This window comes from Methylophaga sp. UBA678 (assembly GCF_002299105.1).
Taxonomy (GTDB): domain Bacteria; phylum Pseudomonadota; class Gammaproteobacteria; order Nitrosococcales; family Methylophagaceae; genus Methylophaga; species Methylophaga marina.
Genome location: NZ_DBNG01000002.1, coordinates 22621 through 40789, shown reverse-complemented (window position 1 = coordinate 40789; position 18169 = coordinate 22621). Strand labels below are relative to the sequence as shown.

At 37.6% G+C, this 18169-nt stretch carries 14 protein-coding genes and 2 riboswitches; of the genes, 13 read left to right on the top strand and 1 reads right to left on the bottom strand.

All coding sequences use genetic code 11. The features are described 5' to 3' along the window. Nucleotides 1–217: 217 nt before the first annotated feature. A riboswitch (cyclic di-GMP riboswitch) is annotated at nt 218–299 on the top strand. Nucleotides 300–334: 35 nt separating this feature from the next. The 9 genes from B3014_RS00450 (at nt 335) to B3014_RS00410 (ending at nt 10889) form a co-directional block, all read left to right on the top strand. Next, nucleotides 335–823 carry a hypothetical protein gene (locus tag B3014_RS00450; RefSeq protein WP_289243254.1) on the top strand — a complete coding sequence of 163 codons (489 nt, stop codon included), beginning with the start codon at nt 335–337 and terminating at the stop codon, nt 821–823. A gap of 205 nt (nt 824–1028) precedes the next feature. Then, a riboswitch (cyclic di-GMP riboswitch) is annotated at nt 1029–1108 on the top strand. Nucleotides 1109–1142: 34 nt separating this feature from the next. Continuing rightward, complete coding sequence (locus B3014_RS00445) at nt 1143–1658, top strand: hypothetical protein (protein ID WP_289243255.1); 516 nt, start codon at nt 1143–1145, stop codon at nt 1656–1658. A gap of 128 nt (nt 1659–1786) precedes the next feature. Next, on the top strand, nt 1787–2338 hold the full coding sequence (locus tag B3014_RS00440) for a polysaccharide biosynthesis/export family protein (protein WP_289243256.1): 552 nt from the start codon (nt 1787–1789) through the stop codon (nt 2336–2338). Between the two features lie 27 nt (nt 2339–2365). After that, nucleotides 2366–3553: a hypothetical protein gene (locus B3014_RS00435; RefSeq protein WP_289243257.1), complete on the top strand. Its 1188-nt coding sequence runs from the start codon at nt 2366–2368 to the stop codon at nt 3551–3553. 23 nt (nt 3554–3576) lie between these two features. Continuing rightward, complete coding sequence (locus B3014_RS00430) at nt 3577–5337, top strand: Wzz/FepE/Etk N-terminal domain-containing protein (RefSeq protein ID WP_289243258.1); 1761 nt, start codon at nt 3577–3579, stop codon at nt 5335–5337. A gap of 32 nt (nt 5338–5369) precedes the next feature. Continuing rightward, a complete protein-coding gene (locus tag B3014_RS00425; RefSeq protein ID WP_289243259.1) occupies nt 5370–6212 on the top strand; it encodes a CpsD/CapB family tyrosine-protein kinase in 843 nt (280 codons plus the stop codon). 3 nt (nt 6213–6215) lie between these two features. Continuing rightward, nucleotides 6216–7106, top strand: a complete 891-nt coding sequence (locus tag B3014_RS00420; protein ID WP_289243260.1) for an ExeA family protein — start codon at nt 6216–6218, stop codon at nt 7104–7106. A gap of 139 nt (nt 7107–7245) precedes the next feature. Beyond that, the gene (locus tag B3014_RS00415) at nt 7246–9627 is read left to right on the top strand and encodes a hypothetical protein (RefSeq protein ID WP_289243261.1); all 2382 of its coding nucleotides are present in this window, start codon (nt 7246–7248) and stop codon (nt 9625–9627) included. 8 nt (nt 9628–9635) lie between these two features. Next, on the top strand, nt 9636–10889 hold the full coding sequence (locus B3014_RS00410) for a glycosyltransferase family 4 protein (RefSeq protein ID WP_289243262.1): 1254 nt from the start codon (nt 9636–9638) through the stop codon (nt 10887–10889). A gap of 1309 nt (nt 10890–12198) precedes the next feature. Here the strand turns inward: B3014_RS00410 and B3014_RS00405 are convergent. Then, complete coding sequence (locus tag B3014_RS00405; protein WP_289243263.1) at nt 12199–13557, bottom strand: oligosaccharide flippase family protein; 1359 nt, start codon at nt 13555–13557, stop codon at nt 12199–12201. Nucleotides 13558–13677: 120 nt separating this feature from the next. On the opposite strand from B3014_RS00405, the gene B3014_RS00400 reads away from it, so the two are divergent. From B3014_RS00400 to B3014_RS00385, 4 genes are all read left to right on the top strand, one after another. Continuing rightward, on the top strand, nt 13678–14541 hold the full coding sequence (locus B3014_RS00400; protein WP_289243264.1) for a sulfotransferase family protein: 864 nt from the start codon (nt 13678–13680) through the stop codon (nt 14539–14541). 210 nt (nt 14542–14751) lie between these two features. Beyond that, nucleotides 14752–15681 (top strand): glycosyltransferase, encoded by a 930-nt coding sequence (locus B3014_RS00395; RefSeq protein ID WP_289243265.1) that lies wholly within the window; start codon nt 14752–14754, stop codon nt 15679–15681. An 8-nt stretch (nt 15682–15689) separates the two neighbouring features. Beyond that, nucleotides 15690–16619: a glycosyltransferase family 2 protein gene (locus B3014_RS00390; protein ID WP_289243266.1), complete on the top strand. Its 930-nt coding sequence runs from the start codon at nt 15690–15692 to the stop codon at nt 16617–16619. 174 nt (nt 16620–16793) lie between these two features. After that, a complete protein-coding gene (locus tag B3014_RS00385) occupies nt 16794–18155 on the top strand; it encodes a hypothetical protein (protein ID WP_289243267.1) in 1362 nt (453 codons plus the stop codon). Nucleotides 18156–18169 lie beyond the last annotated feature (14 nt).

The window sequence follows — 18169 nt, the reverse complement described above, 5'->3', positions numbered from 1 at the left end:
TCAGTAGTTTTACTTAGGAAAATAAACTTGTTGCCTGCAATGAGACACGGTATCATATAACTACTATTGAAATAGATGCATCAATCATCGATGCCAGATAACACTTGTTATCGTCATTATTTTCAATAGCAATCAGAACAATAGACATCAACGGTGATGGCTTTGTAGCAAGATCTTAATCATATGATCTTACACAACGTCAGCGGGTTAGATGTTGTGTAATTAAAGCCAAACTCGCTGTGAGGCGGGGTCGGAAAGCCACAGATCTTTAAACTTTTAAAGATGGCTGGGTTGCATTGCTTGTTTTTTCAACTTATGCATAAGGAAGTTTATTATGAAAAAAGCGATGCTATTTGTCGTAGCTTTATTGTTTTCAGTAAGTGTTAACGCCGCGACGTTATCTCTGTCTGAAGTAAGTTCATCTGTCGCAAGTCAAAGTGCTGATGTCACATCTGGTTCAGTTGTATTAGGTAGTGGTACAGTTTCTACTGCTGGTACTTGGAGTTCTGAGTTTGCATTATCAACTGACGAAGCTACACCAGTTGTGATTGCATGGTCATTTAATCCAGCGATTACTGGTGCCACATTAGTATTCGGTACATTGGGTGACACAGTGTCATATGCAATTACCGATGACTTCAGTTTCACTGCTATGCTGACTGCTGGCACAAACTACATCTTAAAAATCATTGATGCGACTTCAGGTGTGGTTAAATATGACGTATCAGTATCTGCAGTACCTGTTCCAGCTGCATTATTCTTGTTTGCCCCTGCCTTATTAGGCTTTTTGGGTATGCGTAGAAAAACAGCTGTTGCAGCGTAAGTAAAAGTTACACAAAATTAAAAAAGGGAGCTTAAGCTCCCTTTTTTATTGGAATTATATTATCCTTCAATATAGTATTTTATTAAGCACGAAAATTAATCATAGACATTGTACCAAGGTACAATAGACACGAACTCGATTGGACTCGTAAGATGAAACCATCTGAAAAGTCAGATAGGTAATTATCAAACTAACAATTTGATAATTGATTTAAAGCCAAACTCGCCGCGAGGCGGGGTCGGAAAGCCACAGATCTTTGTGTATAAAGATGGCTGGGTTGCATTGCTTGTTTATTAACTTATGCATAAGGAAGTTTATTATGAAAAAAGCGATGCTATTTTTTGTAGCTCTTTTGTTTTCGGTCAGTGTTAATGCTGCAACATTGACTCTTACTGGTGTAGGGTCAAGTGGCGCAACACAGTCAGTTGATGTCAATAATAACAGTACTGTATTAGCTGGTGGAACAGTTGGTGAAGTGACAAGTTGGTCTTCACTGTTTGATCTTTCATCAGATGACAACACCGCAGTCAAAGTGGAATGGTCTTTCAACCCGTTCGCAGCTTTAACAGGGGCTACATTAGTATTTGGTGAGTTAGATTTAGGTGGAGATTATTTACCTGGCGCACAAACTTTTGATATTACTGGCGACTTTAGTTTCACAGCATTTTTAACAGCTGGCGTTGTTTATGGTTTAGATATTATTGATGCATCTTCTAACATCCTAAAATATGATGTGTCAGTATCTGCCGTACCAGTACCAGCAGCATTATTCTTGTTTGCCCCTGCTTTATTAGGCTTCTTAGGGCTTAGAAGAAAATCAGCAGTTGCTGCATAAGAATTAAGATTCATATTAACAGTAACTTACTGTAACAAAATGAAAGGGAGCAAAAGCTCCCTTTTTTTTTGAAAAATAGAGTGTTAATATCAAATTTGAATGTCATTTATAGATAAGGATTTTCCCTCATGTCAAAACGCTTCATTTTCTTCTTTTTGATTCTCACTTCCCTATTTTCCTCAAGCGTCTTTGCAGACCAGCGTTATCTATTAAATTCGGGCGATATCCTAGATATTTCAGTATGGAATGAGGAAGCGTTACAAAAACAAGCCGTCGTGCTGCCAGACGGTATTATTACTTTCCCACTAGCCGGTGAAATTGTTGCTAAAGATAAAACAGTAGCTGACGTCGAAGAAGAATTAACCAAAAAACTCAGTGAATACTTAGCTGATCCTGTTGTCACACTCTCTGTTACTAGCGTTGAAGGTAATAGGGTACACATTCTGGGCAAAGTCCTAAATCCAGGTTCGTTTGTAATGAATCAACCTCTGGATGCTATGCAGGCTTTAAGCTTAGCTGGTGGATTATCTCCATATGCAGAAGAAAATAACATTATCGTGCTACGAAGAGACGGCACAACTCAACAAGTCTTACCGGTGAAATATGCTGAAATAAAAAAAGGTAAAGCACTGAATACCAATATCACACTAGAAAGCGGTGACGTCATCATCGTACCTTAAGCAGAATAATAGCTGAGAAGCGTGTCAATGATAAAATATATTCCGCTACTGTTGCCTATGTTACTAAGCAACACTGCGTCGGCAGCTGAATGGGTATTTAATGCTCAGGCAGATCCTAAATTTAAATACGATGATAATGAACTACTACGAGAAGATGAGTTAGATGACTTTAGCTTGAACATTGATCCAACCCTTTCACTAACTCGCTCATTAGAGAACTCGACATCTGAAATACGTCTCGGGTATAGAATTAGTCGATATCAAGACTTAAAAGAACTTGATAAAGAAAATCCATTTGCGAGTTTTAATACGACTTATGCCACTGAGCGAAGTACTTACGGACTGAAATTAGACTATGCTGAACGTGAGTCACGGGATATTGCTGAAGAGGATACAGCTGACTTCAGTAATATTTCTACAACGATTACAAAGAGTATCTCACCATCATTTAGTTACAGGCTAACTGAGCTAGATACCATAAGCACGAGTTTATCTTATCAAACGCGTAAGCAATCTGATGACTCAAGCAACAATAACTCAATTCTTGGATCGTCATCTAACCTCACAGATAATGAAACAGCTAGTTTGAACTTAGCTTGGCAGCATCAATACACAGAAAGATTAAATGGTGGCTTATCGTTTACCTACGTTAATTATCAAGCTGAATCAGATAGGCTCGATAATCAATATGATTCCTATTCACTGGGTTTGACTAGTGAATATCAACTGTCTGAACTTTGGTCGGTCAATGGCTTACTGGGTGCACGTTATCTGGATAGTGTAAATAGCCCGGTAATAGGTCCAGAAACATCAGACCAAAGTACAGGGTTAGATTACTCAGTCAGCACAACCCGAGAAGATGAGCTGAATAGTTATACCTTATCTGCAAGTAGATCATTAACACCTTCAAGTGAGGGGGATGTCAATGAGCAAGATGCCTACACCATTACTTATCGTAGAAACTTCACAGAAAAGCTTACAGGTAACTTATCTGCGAGCTATCGTAAATATAGTAGTGCTGATGATTTAGATAGCACAGAAACAAAATATTTTGATTTTTCACCTAGTTTATCTTGGAAGTTAGATGAAGACTGGTCCCTTGTTTTTGGATACAGGTATCGAAGTGTCGATGAATCAGACGGAAAGAATGTAGATGGCAATGCACTCACATTCAACATCGATTACAATTGGAATGGTATTCGTTTTTCTCGCTAAATCACAGCAAAGAGCAATAATAAATGGAAGAAGAAGTAAAGGGCTTAGGGGACTATCTCAATATTCTCTGGCGCAGAAAATATTGGGTTATTTTTCCCGCTGTGCTGTTAGCCATTGCAACTGTAGTGGTGGTTTTCTCTCTACCGGCTACTTATAAATCTCAAGGCACAATACTGATTGAGTCACAAGAAATTCCCAGTGATCTAGTTCGTTCAACAGTCACCAGCTATGCTGATCAGCGTATCGAAGTGATTAAGCAACGATTAATGACGACATCCAGAGTGATGGGCATGGTCAGAAAATATGATCTTTATCGTGCTGAGCGTCAAAAAACAGCTGCCACATCAGGTATTGTCGATTTATTTAAATCCAATGTCAGTGTGGACTTGGTTCAAGCTAACGTAACAGACCCTGTCAGTGGGCGAGCAAAACGGGCAAGTATCGCCTTTACTGTCTCATTCATGGATAAATCACCACAAAAAGCACAGCAAGTAGCGAACGAGCTGGTGACAGAGTTTCTCAATGAAAATGTCAAAGCACGCACAGACCGAGCTGCAGAAACCAAAGACTTCCTTAAGGAGGAGGGCGATAAATTTCAGGCAAAAGTACGTGAATTAGAAAAACAAATTGCCGAATTTAAAGATCGTTACAGCGGTAGCCTGCCGGAGTTATTACAATACAATCTTTCGATGATTGAACGGCTTGGTGACGAACAAAGTACCAATCAAAATGAAATCTTATTATTGAAAGATCAAATCACCACATTAAGTCTTCAGCTTTCTACTATCCCAATGTATTTACCTCTGGGTGTAACTGCAAGCAGTGGAAATGAACCAAACACCTCTGAAGTGCGTCTGGAACAATTAAGAATTGAATACAGCACTTTATTATCAAAATATGAACCCACCCATCCAGATGTAGTAAGAGTTAAACGACAAATTGATGCATTAGAAAAAGAGCTGGGTGTCACAGGGAATGATGCTCAAGTCATTCAAGCTGAATTGGACCAAGCAAAAACAGAGTTAAACACGCTGAGTGAAAAATATGCTGATAATCACCCTGATATAAAAGCACAAAAAAATAAGATTGCTGGCCTGGAAAAACGCCTGGAAAACGCTGACAGTCAGCCAGCTGAAACAACGTCATCATCCGAACGATTGAATCCCGCTTATGTGCAACTCAAATCCAAAATAGACTCAACGGAAAATGAAGTGTCTCGCTTAAGAGTTCGCCAGGAAGAGATTAAAACAAAACTTGCTGAATTTGAACGCCGTGTTTCGGAAACATACCAAGTTCAGCGGGCATATGATGAGCTGACACGCGATCACGAAAATACAGTAGCTAAATATCGTGAGTTACGTGCCAAACAGTTACAAGCTGAATTAGCACAGAATTTAGAGTCAGAAAACAAAGGTGAAAGCTTTACACTAATCGAACCGCCAGCAGTGCCTTCAAAGGCAGAGAAGCCCAATAGACCCAAATTACTTGTTCTCGGCTTAGGCGCATCTGTAGGTGCAGGGTTAGGATTAGCTCTTTTAGTTGAGATGTTCTTCGGTGGCGTAAGAGGGTATACACAAGTTGCTCATATTGTTGGTAAATCACCGCTGGTAGTCATCCCTGTTATCACAACAACACGAGAGCTGGCTCGCAGAAAAACATTAAGAAACCGCTGGATCATTATTGCTATTCTGTTAGCTATCGCATCAGTGATAGCTGTACACTTTTACGTCATGAATCTCGAAGTGCTGTGGTATCGATTAATGCGAAAAGTCAGTTTGCTTTAATTGTCACCTGATTCTTCGAGTAGGAAATAAGAATGGATAGAATTCAAAAAGCCTTGGACAAAGCAAAGCAAAAGCATGCAGGGATCGAGGGTGAGCCAGAAAATACAATTGTGTCTACGGAAAACGATAGAAACACTTCTTTTCCTGAAGATCCATTAGCACCGCCTTTACAGAATATTGAATATACGCAAACAAAAGTGGTTAAAACGCCACCCAGTGTTCTGGAAAACAATCGGGTTATTGCCGGTCATTACAACAATCCTCAATCAGCAGTGTTCCGTATGTTGCGTACACAGGTACTGCAGAAAATGCGGCAGAATGATTGGCAAACAATAGCGATTACATCGCCCACAGCAGGGGAAGGTAAATCATTGGTCTCCGCTAATCTGGCCGTTGCCATTGCAATGGAACTCAATCAGACAGTGCTTTTAGTCGATATGGACTTGAGAAATCCTTCGATTGCCAGCTACTTTGGATTAAATGTGGAAGTGGGCTTAAAAGAATATCTAGAAGATGATTTGTATCTTCACCATGTTCTAGTAAACCCTGGCGTAGAGAGGCTGGTGATATTACCAGGGAAGGGAAGAGCTGAAGACTCAGCCGAGTTACTCTCAAGCCCAAAAATGGCATCTTTAGTGAAAGATATTAAATCGCAATACAACTCGCGATTAATTATTTTTGATGTACCGCCTTTATTACAGACGGACGATGTTTTAATGTCTTCGAATTATTTTGACTGTACTTTACTGGTGCTGGAAGACGGAAAAAATAATGAAGAGAACATTAAAAAGTCATTACAGTTGTTAGAAGGTTCACATCTTGTCGGGACTGTGCTTAATAAAGCAGAAAGACATCCAACCCATCAGAATTATTAATTCATGTATACAGAACATTTTGGTCTGAATTTCAAGCCGTTTAACCTGGTCCCTGATCCTAAGTTTTTATATCTTAGCCCTGTACATAAAAAAGCCTTAACTATGCTCGAATATGGCTTAATGAGTCAGGCGGGTTTTACAGTCGTTACCGGAGAGATTGGTGCGGGTAAAACAACATTAATTCGGTCTCTCTTAAAAAAACTGGATGATGAATACCTGATCGGATTGATTAATAACACGAGTGAATCGTTCGGCGAATTGATGGAGTGGGTGCTTGATGCACTAGAAATACCATCTTCAGCCACTGATAATGCGAGTCGTTATCGTGATTATGTCGATTTTGTTATTGAACAACATGCAAAAGGTAAAAAAATTGTTCTGATTGTAGATGAAGCTCAAAACTTATCCGTTAAGGCTTTGGAAGAGTTAAGACTACTCTCAAACGTCAATATTGATGCAGATATCTTTATGCAGTTGGTATTAACTGGACAGCCTGAACTCAGTGATAAACTTAATTTACCCGAGCTTGAACAGTTTGCTCAACGAATTGGCGTTGAATATCACTTAAAAGCATTGAGCTATCCAGAAACACAAAAATACATCGAACATCGGATGGAAATTGCCGGTGCAGACCATAAGATTTTTACCAATGAAGCCTGCGCTGCTATCTTCTGCTATAGCGAAGGTGTACCAAGACGTATCAATAACCTATGTGACTTTGCTCTAGTATATGCTTTTGCTGATGATTCGAAAGAGGTCAATGTCAATACTGTAATCGACATGATTAAAGACAAACGCTCATCTACCATTATTAAAACAAAAGACAGTCAAAATCCTGATGTTAAGCGTGTTCGTAGTTGGCTTCTTGAGTTATACAACGTCCATCTGGTCTGATTTCTTTCAAGTTAATTAAGATATTCTTTTGCACAAGAATATTTCTCTAAATGAGAAGTTCATCAAGTATGAAGCTAGTATTAAGTAACGGATAGCGTTAGAGTTACCGTTAACGCTAACGTATTAAGAGGTACATGTTATGTCTATCAAATATAAAATATTTTTAGCAATTTTTGGCATGTTTCTGACAATAACGCATGTACTCGCTGATTGCATTGTTACTAACAATAACTTCAATAAGTCATCAAAGATTATTTTCGTAAACCAATACAACGGAAGTGATCAGCTCGCAAAAACATACTCTCTTGATAACATTCGAAACCCATACGAAGCCAACAACGTGGCAGCTTTTCAGAGTATTGAAAAAGCGAAGTTATTAGCCGATAAACGAAACGGTGATCTCATTTTAATCAAAACTGGCCGTCAGTGGACAAATTACGAAGCATGGGAAGGTAACAAGTTATCGGACTTTAATAAAGAAGTCATGAAGGCAAGTGGCATGTCACAAAGACAGTGTCAAGGTGAGTCACTAACATGGGTTCCTTCCGCTGTTAATGATAACCAACCTGATCAACAACCCGTAACAACCGATTTTGTCAGCAATCCTGACGAAGTGACTCTGGCCAGAACACAAGAAACGTCCCCTATTAGGTTACCTGGTATCACTTCATCCGATACGAATGATACAACTCAGTCTTCAAGTTCATCTGGAAGAAGCAGCTCATCAAGTAGTTCTTCGGGAGGCTCAAGCAGGGGAACTAACACCAATTCTTCTTCTAACCAGAGGTTGGAAGTATCAAATCAAAGCCTGTCAGACCCTTCAATCAGTACTAATGTTAATGGTAGAGCAAGACTCAATAATACAACTTCCATTAAAGTAGAAAATCTTACTGAGAAGTCTGATGAGCAAAAAATATCAGACTTGGAGCAGCTAACTTCTGATGAAGTAGTGGAGTCTGGAGAAGATATTGCCCCAAATTATGAGTCGATAAGCTGTGAAGTAAATGCGCCTTGGAGATCAGCTATACAAACATATCCTCAAGATAGCAATGGCTGGTCCATAATTACACCAGATACTGAAACAAGAATTGTTTACGTTAGCTCGACAGAGGGCAATGACAGTCTAGCACGGCCATATCTTAGCGCTGAAGTGAACGACCCATTTAACCCATCTGGCATACGAGCTTATAGAACTATTAAAGCTGCTTATTCGCAGCTTCGAAATGGTAAACCAGATTGGATATTGTTAAAAAAAGGCGATACTTTTGAATTGAACGATAGAATTTGGTTGAAGTCAGGCAAGTCGCAATCTGCACACCTTGTTTTTGGTGCTTACGGTAATGTCACTGATAAGAGACCAATTGTAGATTCTGGGTTCAGTGATGTGATAACAGGTATTAAAGATAGGAGCTTTGTGACTTTAACAGGTATCGAGTTTTACGCAAGTAAGCGAGACCCTAAATCGAGTAATTTTGTCGGATGGGATGTTGACACGAATAGTCCTAAGGTATTCAGTAACATCGCAGGAAACGGCATTAAAGGGTTGCATATTGAAAATAACCGCTTTAATTTTTATGGTTTGGCAGTCAGCATAAGTGGTGTTGAAGGCGGAATAGTACAAAATATTGTATTCAGAAGAAATGAAATTATGAATTCATACAGTACAGCAGGCCATTCACAAGGGCTGTATATGTATCTAACTGATAGTGTACTTGTTGAAGAAAATATCTTTGATCACAATGGCTGGTATCAACAACGACCATCTAATATTCCTATGAATACAAAAAAATATGGGTATGCAACGTACTTTAATCATAATGTTTATATTGGCAACAGTACAAACCTTATAATCCAAAACAATCTCTCATCACGTTCATCAAGCATTGGAATGAAGTTTGCTTCCAATTCTGACAAAAACACTAACTTAGATAGTATTAACTCTTACAATATGTTGCTCAAGAATAATGTTGTAGTGGAAGGCGAGGTCGGTTTCTCAATTGGAGGAAATAGAGATTTTAATAATGGTTATAGATGGGACAATATACAAGTTATAAATAACGTGTTGACTAATATAGGCCGAACAAAACCAACAAATAGATCTCTGGCTTTCAATATTGACGTTAATGATTGGCAGTCTGGTGTTGTCTGCGGAAATACTGTCACTGATAATGCTGCCAATATATCAAACACGTATGGTTTAAGTGTGGCTGGCCACTCACGTGATTTAACAGTAAAAAATAACAGTTTTATAAACCTTGGAATTGCTCAAGACAAATCAGTTCTTGATTCTGCAGAGAATATTACTGGAAGTAATAATACTTATATAGCGAAAATTGATAACCTAAATGTTCTTGATCTGTATGTGAAGAGTCAGGGATTTTCTGATTATGAATCATACATAACATCAGTTCTAGACAAACTCAAAAATAATCCTGCAACTTACTATGATGTTAATAAATTGATTAGAGACTTTAATAGTAGCGTTGCAAATGAAAAACAGATTTATCAGGCAAAGGAATAAATTAAATAATGAAAGTTTTGATTCTGGCAGAGCAGTGTAATCCTGATTGGCCTTCATTGCCTGGTTTCTCATATGCGCTTGCTAATGAAATTGCAAAAAAAACAACTGTAGTATTAGTCACACATATTAGAAATAAACAAAATATCGAAACCACAGAAAATAAAGTAATAAAAGAAATTATCTATATAGATACAGAAGTCATTGCTAAACCATTACATAAACTCAGCGAATTTTTGAGAAAGATCGGGATTGGTGGCTGGATGACTAAAATGGCATTAAAGTATCCACAATACATTCTGTTTGAGAAGAAAATTTATAATCTGTTACAAGAAAGAATTGAACAAGGAGAATTTTCCTGTATTCACCGCATCTCTCCAGTCTCGCCGACACTTCCAAGCTTGTTGTCAAGTAAGGTAACTACACCTTTCATTTTGGGCCCTTTGAACGGGTCTTTACCTTGGCCTAAGCAGTATACGGAAGAAATAAAGAAAGAACGAGAGCTGATTTCTCATATCAGGAATATCTTTAAATATTTCCCTTATTATAAAAAGAGCTTTCAATCATCAACAGTAATTTTGTCAGCTTTCAAACATTCCGATAACGATGTACCTCTGACAGAGAGGCATAAAATTATTCGATATAATGAATTGGGTGTTGATACTTCAAGCTATAGCCCGTTGGAGTCAAAAAAATATAATAAAAATAAAACTCGTTTTTTATTCGTTGGAAGGTTAGTACCATACAAAGGTGCCCACGTACTTATAAATGCATTCGTTAAAAGTAAATTATTACAAATAAATAGCGAATTAATCATCGTAGGTGACGGCCCAGAAAGACAATATCTTCAAGAGCTTATATCAAGTAATAATTTAGATGGTATCGTCAAAATTGAAGGCTGGAAGACTCAGTCAGAAGTCGCTGAATACATGAGGAATGCTGATATTTTTGCATTCCCGACGATCAGAGAGGTGGGAGGGAATGTGATTATAGAGGCGCTTTCTTCAGGACTTCCTTGCATTGTTCCTAACTATGGCGGTCCAAGTGAGTTAGTGGATGAAACTATTGGCATTAAGATTCCTCTTTCTGATAAAGAAACTTTCTTAAACGCTTATATCAGAAGTATGGAAGAATTATCTAAAGACAGCGTGAAAGTTGAAATGCTCTCAAAGAGTGCGAGGAAAAGGGCGCTTGAACAGCATTCATGGGAGGCAAGAGCTCTAGATGCAGTTAAGATATATAAGTCATTGAATACAATTAATTAAAATTGTTCACTCTTCTCAGTTGGTTTTCGACTTTATTTAGATTTTTTACAAATAACTAATGACGTGAAGATAAATCGGCAATTGACGACGTCTGGAGTTTCTAGACATTTATCATATTCTGAAAATAGTCGTTCATACTTCTTAGGTGATGTTTTGTTGTTATTAGTATGGCGACGCTTTGGGTTTTCTAATACATTTCGATGTATTGAAAAAATCTGTGTCTGGTTTCACTTTGCTTTCGAGTATGGTTCGTCGAATTTTTTTCTTCAAATTACTAAAAAATTTTTTGCGACTGTATCATCGCCAGCAGTTACCACTGCGCATCACACCTCGGTTCTATATTCAACGTAGTTAGTAATTTTCTGAATCGTTGACTGGAGTAATGAGCACTTTGATCGGAATATAACCAGACCTGATTAATTGGTTTTTGTCGCTAAGAAGCCATAGCGAACGCATCGAGGGGCAGGTCATGTTTGATTCGGTTCCTCATAGACCGACCCACTATATATTGAACTTATAAATCCATTACTACAGTTAGAAAAAAATTTTCTGGGTATTAATATAGGTAATATCACTGTTCTACCATAGTTCTGGTTTATCAACATCAAATGCATGTTGAGCCGAATTATATCGGGTGCACCCCTCGTATCGCCTTTTGGGGTGGTATATTCATGCTGCGCTTTCAACCCGGATCCTACATTAGCCATAAAACTCTGTCTCCGGCACAGTTAATTCTTGCTTATTTCAAATCCAGATAGATACTACGGTAACTATAATGACTAATACTTTCCAATCAGAACTAGTTGATGTTGGGAATAAGTAACTTATCTTGATGCTGATGGTGGCTTATTGGTTGTTTCAGCGAGGCATAGTGACTGCTAGAGTGAGAATGCTCAACGCATCATAAAGCAAACGAACAGGCGATAAGTACTACGGGCTTTTATGAACGGGTAAGTTCTTTCTCTCGCTGGCAAAGAGCATGGCGTTGTCTTTTAATATACCTCGTTCTTGTTGGACACGTTTCTGTCGAGCAACCTCAGTTTTAGAGCTGGCATCGTCGTTGGCTTCATGAAAAGCTCCATCCATTAATAGAAGCTTCGTGTTGACGTCGAGTCGACTTACGAGATCAGTGACTTCATAGCCAGCCATGAAGACTGGTTTGATTAACAGCTTCTTACATAAACCCGTCCATATGACGGATTATTGTTCCCATATTTGACTTATGGTTTTAATTACATTTTTTATCATACAAAAATCTCCACTTCTCAGGCCTTACCACAAATATGGTGCAGACTAATATAATATCCATCTATAACATTGCTAAAGACATAATATCAGTATAATGAAAATAAGCAGCGATAACTGTTATCGACATAATAATAATTGGAATATCAACTTCAGGTTGCCAAATTTTTAGTCTTATAGCTGCTATAAGATTAGCGGGATATAGAAGCCAACCTATTACTGATAGCCCAATTATTACCCCGTGGACACCGTGTAGGTAGTATCCTATTGATATTGCGCCTGACTGAATAATTATCTGATAAAACAAGAGTAGTGATATGAATGACGATTTACCTTTTGCTAAATATGCATTGTGGTATGTGGTCGATAGCACACCTACTAAAGTACCAAGTGGCAATAGTTGAATCATCCATACTGCCGCTTTATACCTTTCATCATATAAGTATTCAATGATCTGACTACCAAGTAAAAGTAAAACTAAAGTAGCGAGCCATGTCGCAACTATCATTAAAACTCTTGATTTTCTTAATGCTCTGTAGAGTCTCTTTGGATCGTTTTCTCTTTCGAGTTTTGAGTAAGATGGAAATAAAACCTTATTTCCCAACATTTGAATTGCTTTAGACGCCGTTTCTTTAAACATAGCTGCAATCGAATAGATACCTAAAGTAGCTGTACCCATCAAATAACCTAGTAAAATTCTGTCAATTTGTGCAGCAAAGAAAGATAGAGCTGTACTGATTAGAATCCATCTTCCAAATTTAAATAAACTTAAAGCAGCCTCTTTTTCCCAACGAAACTGATTACGTCTATCTGCTATCCATAAATGACTCAAAATCATTTTGATAAAGGCACTCGCTAAACCTCCTGCTACTAAGCTCCATACAGTTGGTGATATGTAAACCCATACAATCATTATAATTATTGAAATAAACTGTGCGACAATTTCGAGAAGGGTAATGTTTTTTAGTTTGAGATTTCTATTTACTGTTGCCAATGCCGTGGAGTTGAACCCAGCTATGACTGCAGTAAAGCCAGCAACGGGAATTAGGCTGGTTAATAAAGGTGCATCATAGAATATCGAATAAGGATAAGCACCAATAATCGCAACCCCCCATAAAATAACCCCTCTGATAACTTGCATAGTCCATGCTGTATCTAAAAAAATTGGTTCGGAACCACGCTTATTTTGGATGATACTTGGAATGATTCCTATGTCCGAAAACATACTAATACCTTGCATAAAGACAGCTACAAGCGTCATTAAACCAAAAGCTTCGGGGAAGAGCAGTTTAGCCATTATTACATTGCTGACTAAGCGAAGTACTTGCGCGAAAGCATAACCGCTAATAGCCCAAGTAGAGCTAGTTAAAACAAGACTTTTAAGGGAATGATGATTTTTTTGTCTTTTAACTGAGTGAAACATTTAATATAACTTTATTGAGTGAATGTAAGTGGTCATTTCTGTTTGTTGCCATATACTCAGGAGTGTACTAGAGTTCCGAACTATGAAGAACTTTTATAACAAACCAAGAGCTATCAAATTATGACAGTTGATAAAGAGCTGCTGCTATCACCGATGTTTATCGTCGGAGCCCCAAGAAGTGGAACAACATGGCTGCAGAACCTTCTATTGGAATCTCAATATATTTTCGGTGGGCAGGAATCTCATTTTTATTCACTATTTTATCCAGCCTTTTCTTCTGTTCTAGACACGACAGATCGAAGAGGAATTGGATTATCATCGTATTGGACACATGAGCGTTTTAATGAGCAGATGCGTGAGGTTTGGATTAATACCTTTGCCTCATTGTGTGAACCTCAATCTAGACTTTTGCTGGAGAAAACGCCTTTTCATGCTTTGTATATAGATAAAATTACAGAGTTTTTACCCAAATCGAAATTTATTCACCTAATAAGGGATAGTCGTTCTGTTACGGCTTCACTACTGGCAGCATCAAAAAGTTGGGGGGATTACTGGGCTCCGAATGATACAAAAAAAGCTGCTCTCGAATGGTATCGGCATGTGAAGTACGCGAGAGCCTCTAAAACAGCTGAGGACTCAAGTCGATATATGGAAATCCATTATGAAGACCTTCTAAGTAACCCTCTGTCCAATTTACTAAAGATTTACGAATTTGCTGGATTACCAATTGATGAGATTGAATTGCAAAACTCTATTACTAATCAATCATTCAAAATGAATAAGAAGGATGGAGCAAGAATTCCTGGAAAAAAGGATATTGGAAAAAAAGAGCCTGAAGGCTTTCTTAGAAAAGGGTCTTCTGAGGCTTGGCGACAGGACCTAAACTGGTATCAAAAAGCCATTGTGTGGCGTTATACTAGAAAACTTATGAGTGAAGTTGGCTATAACTGGCAAGGAAGGAGTTCAAATGTTGAGAGCGTTTGATATGTTATGTATGAATAGATAGTTTTCACTATTTTATCCTTATTAAAACAGTGGTACTGCTATCACCTAAATCATAACAATATGGTATTAAATAGACAGAAAGGGTGTTAATTGCATATTTATTGAATCTTAAACCTTCAACCTTCAAAAATATTACTAATCCAAACTAGATGTTCAAAATTTTAGAGCTTTAGATGAGTAAAATAGACAATGTCAAACGATGAGTTAAATATGTGCCCGAAAGTTTCTGTTGTGATGGCTGTTTATAACGGTGAAAAGTATTTGGGGTTGGCGTTAACCAGTATAATGAATCAGACCTACAAAAACTTCGAACTAATTGTTATCAACGATGGATCCACTGACGATACTCAACAAATTTTAGCTCATCATCAAAAATCTGATCCGAGAATAACTATTATATCTCGCGGAAATAAAGGTTTAGTTGCAAGTCTAAATGAAGGAATAGCGGAAGCAAAAGGAACACTGATAGCAAGAATGGATGCTGATGACATTGCTTTACCATCTCGCTTTGATGAGCAGGTTAAATATTTAAATCAAAACCCAGATGTGGTTTGTGTAGGTACGTCTCCCATAATCATAGATGAAGATGGCGATGAGTTAACGGTACTGAGTGTGCCTACTAATAATAATGAAATCCAATCGCTTTTGTTATCTGGACATTGTCCAATTGAACATCCTTCAGTGATGTATAGAACAGAGAGTATCAAGAGCGTAGGGTGCTACCGTAGAGAGTTTGAGACTGCAGAAGACTATGACCTTTGGTTAAGATTGGGTGAAATTGGTAAGTTAGCTAATATTAATAAACCTCTTCTGAAGTACCGCTACCTAAGCACATCGATTAGTGCTAAAAATCAAACTAAGCAAGCTCAAATAACAAGATTGGCCTGTGAGCAAGCATGCAAACGACGTGGCATTGAAGTTGAATACACTGCCAGTAATGAGTGGCGTATGAAGGAGAATAGACAATCAAAATTTGAGTTTACGCTAAAATTTGGGTGGTGGGCTTTTCAGTACAAAAATAAAGAAGCAGCTATCAAATACGCTAAGCGAGCTATGATACTTTGTCCTGTAAACACGCAAAGTTGGAAGTTATTCTTAGCTAGCCTTTTTAAACTTTGAGGAGCCTGATGTCCAAGCTTGTAACTGTTGTTATGCCGGCACGAAATGCTGCAGCATTCATAAAGACCAGCATTGAGTCAATTCTAAACCAAACATATTCCAATCTAGAGCTGATCATTATAAATGACAGATCAACTGATGACACCTTAGAGATAATTGAACAATTTGATGATGACAGAATTAAAGTATTGCCTGGAAATGCTTCAGGCATTTCTAATGCTTTTAACCTTGCCTTAAGTCATGCTCAGGGTGATTATCTTAGTCGGTGTGATGCCGATGACATTTATCCTCACGACAGGATTGAAACTCAAGTGAATTGGCTTGAAGAGCATTCTGATTATATTGCTGTTTGCGGAGTGTATGCATCCATTGATAAAAAAGGCAGGCATCTTATTCAATACCACCGTGATAATGAAAGCAAAAATATTGATGCTGAGTTCTTAGAGCAAAAAACTATCACTCATTATTGTACATTCATGACGAGAACTGACTCTTTGAGAGCTATTGGTGGCTGTAGAGAGTTTTTTGTGACAGGTGAAGATATTGATTTACAATTACGCTTATCTGGTCAAGGGAAGATATTTTTTCTTTCCAAAAATTTTTATTATTACAGGCTACACGATATATCAATAACACACACTCAGTCTAACTCCCATAGGGTGTTTTACGAATCAGTCGCTAGAAAATGCCATCGGCAGCGGTTATTAGGTCAGAATGACTCAGTAGAACAAGGTATTAAAATGAAGCCTGACATGGTAATGATCGATGAGCCTCATAACAGTAGTACGAAAATTTTCAATCAACTCCTTTCACAATCATGGTACTGGCATAAGCATAGCAATAAGTGGCGGGCAGTTCTTGAAGCAGCGAAGTTGATAAAGTTTTATCCTTTTAGATTTGCTGCATGGAAAAATATTTTATTGATAATTATTAAATAAGAAACTCCATGCAATGAATAAAAAATCATTAGATTAATTCAGTTTCATATATCTCTAATCTTGCTGTAAAGTTTTATCTGATTTCTTGTGCGAAATGTTATTTAAACTTTAACTGTGATAAATCATACTGGTTCTTAACTTTTATATATTGAGAACACAAAAAAGAGTTAAAAAATGCCAAATAACTTTGCTTACGTTGTTCTCTTATCTTGGCCATTAGTAGTTCTATATCTTCTGAACCGCTTTAAAATCGGTAATGGTTCCTTATTAGCACTTCTGCTGTCATATATGTTTCTACCCGCTAACATGAGTGTAGATCTACCTGTCTTACCACCCTTAGATAAGTTTAGTGTAACCACACTAACCATACTTACAGTATTAGTAGCCAAGAAGCTCTCACTTGGATTCAATTTTTTACCAAGAATTTATCGATGGTTAATTGCGGTAATTTTCATAGCCCCATTTTTTACAGCTATGAACAACAGTGAGCGATACATGCATATTCCTGGACTAACTCTTTATGATGGTTTAACTACATCAATTGTTAGTTTTTTATATTTTTTTCCTTTTCTCATCGGTGTTAAATATTTTAGAGACCAAGAATCTCACACTAAATTATTCCAATATTTTGCACTTGCTACGCTTGCGTATGCTTTTTTAGCATTATACGAAATTAGGATGAGCCCGAGCCTACATTCAACGCTTTATGGTTATTTCCCACATTCCTGGCGACAACAATACCGAGATGGTGGTTTTAGAGCCGTAGTATTTATGGGGCATGGCCTATTAGTTGCAATTTTCATAGCTTTGGGAGTGGGCTTTTGGGCTGCAATACAGAAGAGTAAGCTCAAAGTTTTTCGTTATAGTGCTACTGTTGTTCTTGCTATTCTCGCTCTGACGCTAATCTTGATGAAGACATATTCTGCGTTTTTGTATGGTTTGTTTGTCTATGTTGCAATAACTTTTTTACCGAAGAATCAGCAAATACTTGCATCAATGCTGATTGCGCTGTTGTTTCTTACGTACCCTATTTCATCCGCTACAGGTTTATTTCCTCACAAAGAGCTTATTTCTATAGCTGAAGAGTTAAGTGCGGATCGAGCTGCATCTCTTAATTATCGTTTTGAAAATGAGAATATCTTGCTTAGTCATGCAAATGAGAAACCATTATTTGGGTGGGGAGGTTGGGGGAGAAATAGAGTTTTTGATCCTATAACAGGAGAAGATATCACAGTCACTGATGGCTATTGGGTAATAGTTTTGGGGACATCTGGCTGGGTTGGTTTTCTATCAAAGTTTTTATTTTTATTTTTACCGATTGTTTTTTTGTTTAAAAACTATACAAAAATGAATGTTGAATATGAATCAACAAAGACTTTACTAGTTAGTCATGCCCTAATCATTTCATTGATAATGATTGACCAGATACCCAATTCTTCATTTTCAAGCAACTCTCTTTATTGGTTGTTGGCTGGAAGTCTGCTGGGTAGGCTTGATGAATTAACAAAACATACACGTTTTACAAGCAATAACTAATGAATTTGTATTTA

Bases quoted from the DNA above. Each gene is read 5' to 3' on its own strand.
- B3014_RS00395 (WP_289243265.1), top strand. From the start codon at position 14,752: ATGTCAAACGATGAGTTAAATATGTGCCCGAAAGTTTCTGTTGTGATG.
- B3014_RS00425 (WP_289243259.1), top strand. From the start codon at position 5,370: ATGGATAGAATTCAAAAAGCCTTGGACAAAGCAAAGCAAAAGCATGCA.
- B3014_RS00450 (WP_289243254.1), top strand. From the start codon at position 335: ATGAAAAAAGCGATGCTATTTGTCGTAGCTTTATTGTTTTCAGTAAGT.
- B3014_RS00410 (WP_289243262.1), top strand. From the start codon at position 9,636: ATGAAAGTTTTGATTCTGGCAGAGCAGTGTAATCCTGATTGGCCTTCA.
- B3014_RS00415 (WP_289243261.1), top strand. From the start codon at position 7,246: ATGTCTATCAAATATAAAATATTTTTAGCAATTTTTGGCATGTTTCTG.
- B3014_RS00400 (WP_289243264.1), top strand. From the start codon at position 13,678: ATGACAGTTGATAAAGAGCTGCTGCTATCACCGATGTTTATCGTCGGA.
- B3014_RS00405 (WP_289243263.1), bottom strand. From the start codon at position 13,557: ATGTTTCACTCAGTTAAAAGACAAAAAAATCATCATTCCCTTAAAAGT.
- B3014_RS00445 (WP_289243255.1), top strand. From the start codon at position 1,143: ATGAAAAAAGCGATGCTATTTTTTGTAGCTCTTTTGTTTTCGGTCAGT.
- B3014_RS00385 (WP_289243267.1), top strand. From the start codon at position 16,794: ATGCCAAATAACTTTGCTTACGTTGTTCTCTTATCTTGGCCATTAGTA.
- B3014_RS00440 (WP_289243256.1), top strand. From the start codon at position 1,787: ATGTCAAAACGCTTCATTTTCTTCTTTTTGATTCTCACTTCCCTATTT.
- B3014_RS00420 (WP_289243260.1), top strand. From the start codon at position 6,216: ATGTATACAGAACATTTTGGTCTGAATTTCAAGCCGTTTAACCTGGTC.
- B3014_RS00430 (WP_289243258.1), top strand. From the start codon at position 3,577: ATGGAAGAAGAAGTAAAGGGCTTAGGGGACTATCTCAATATTCTCTGG.
- B3014_RS00390 (WP_289243266.1), top strand. From the start codon at position 15,690: ATGTCCAAGCTTGTAACTGTTGTTATGCCGGCACGAAATGCTGCAGCA.
- B3014_RS00435 (WP_289243257.1), top strand. From the start codon at position 2,366: ATGATAAAATATATTCCGCTACTGTTGCCTATGTTACTAAGCAACACT.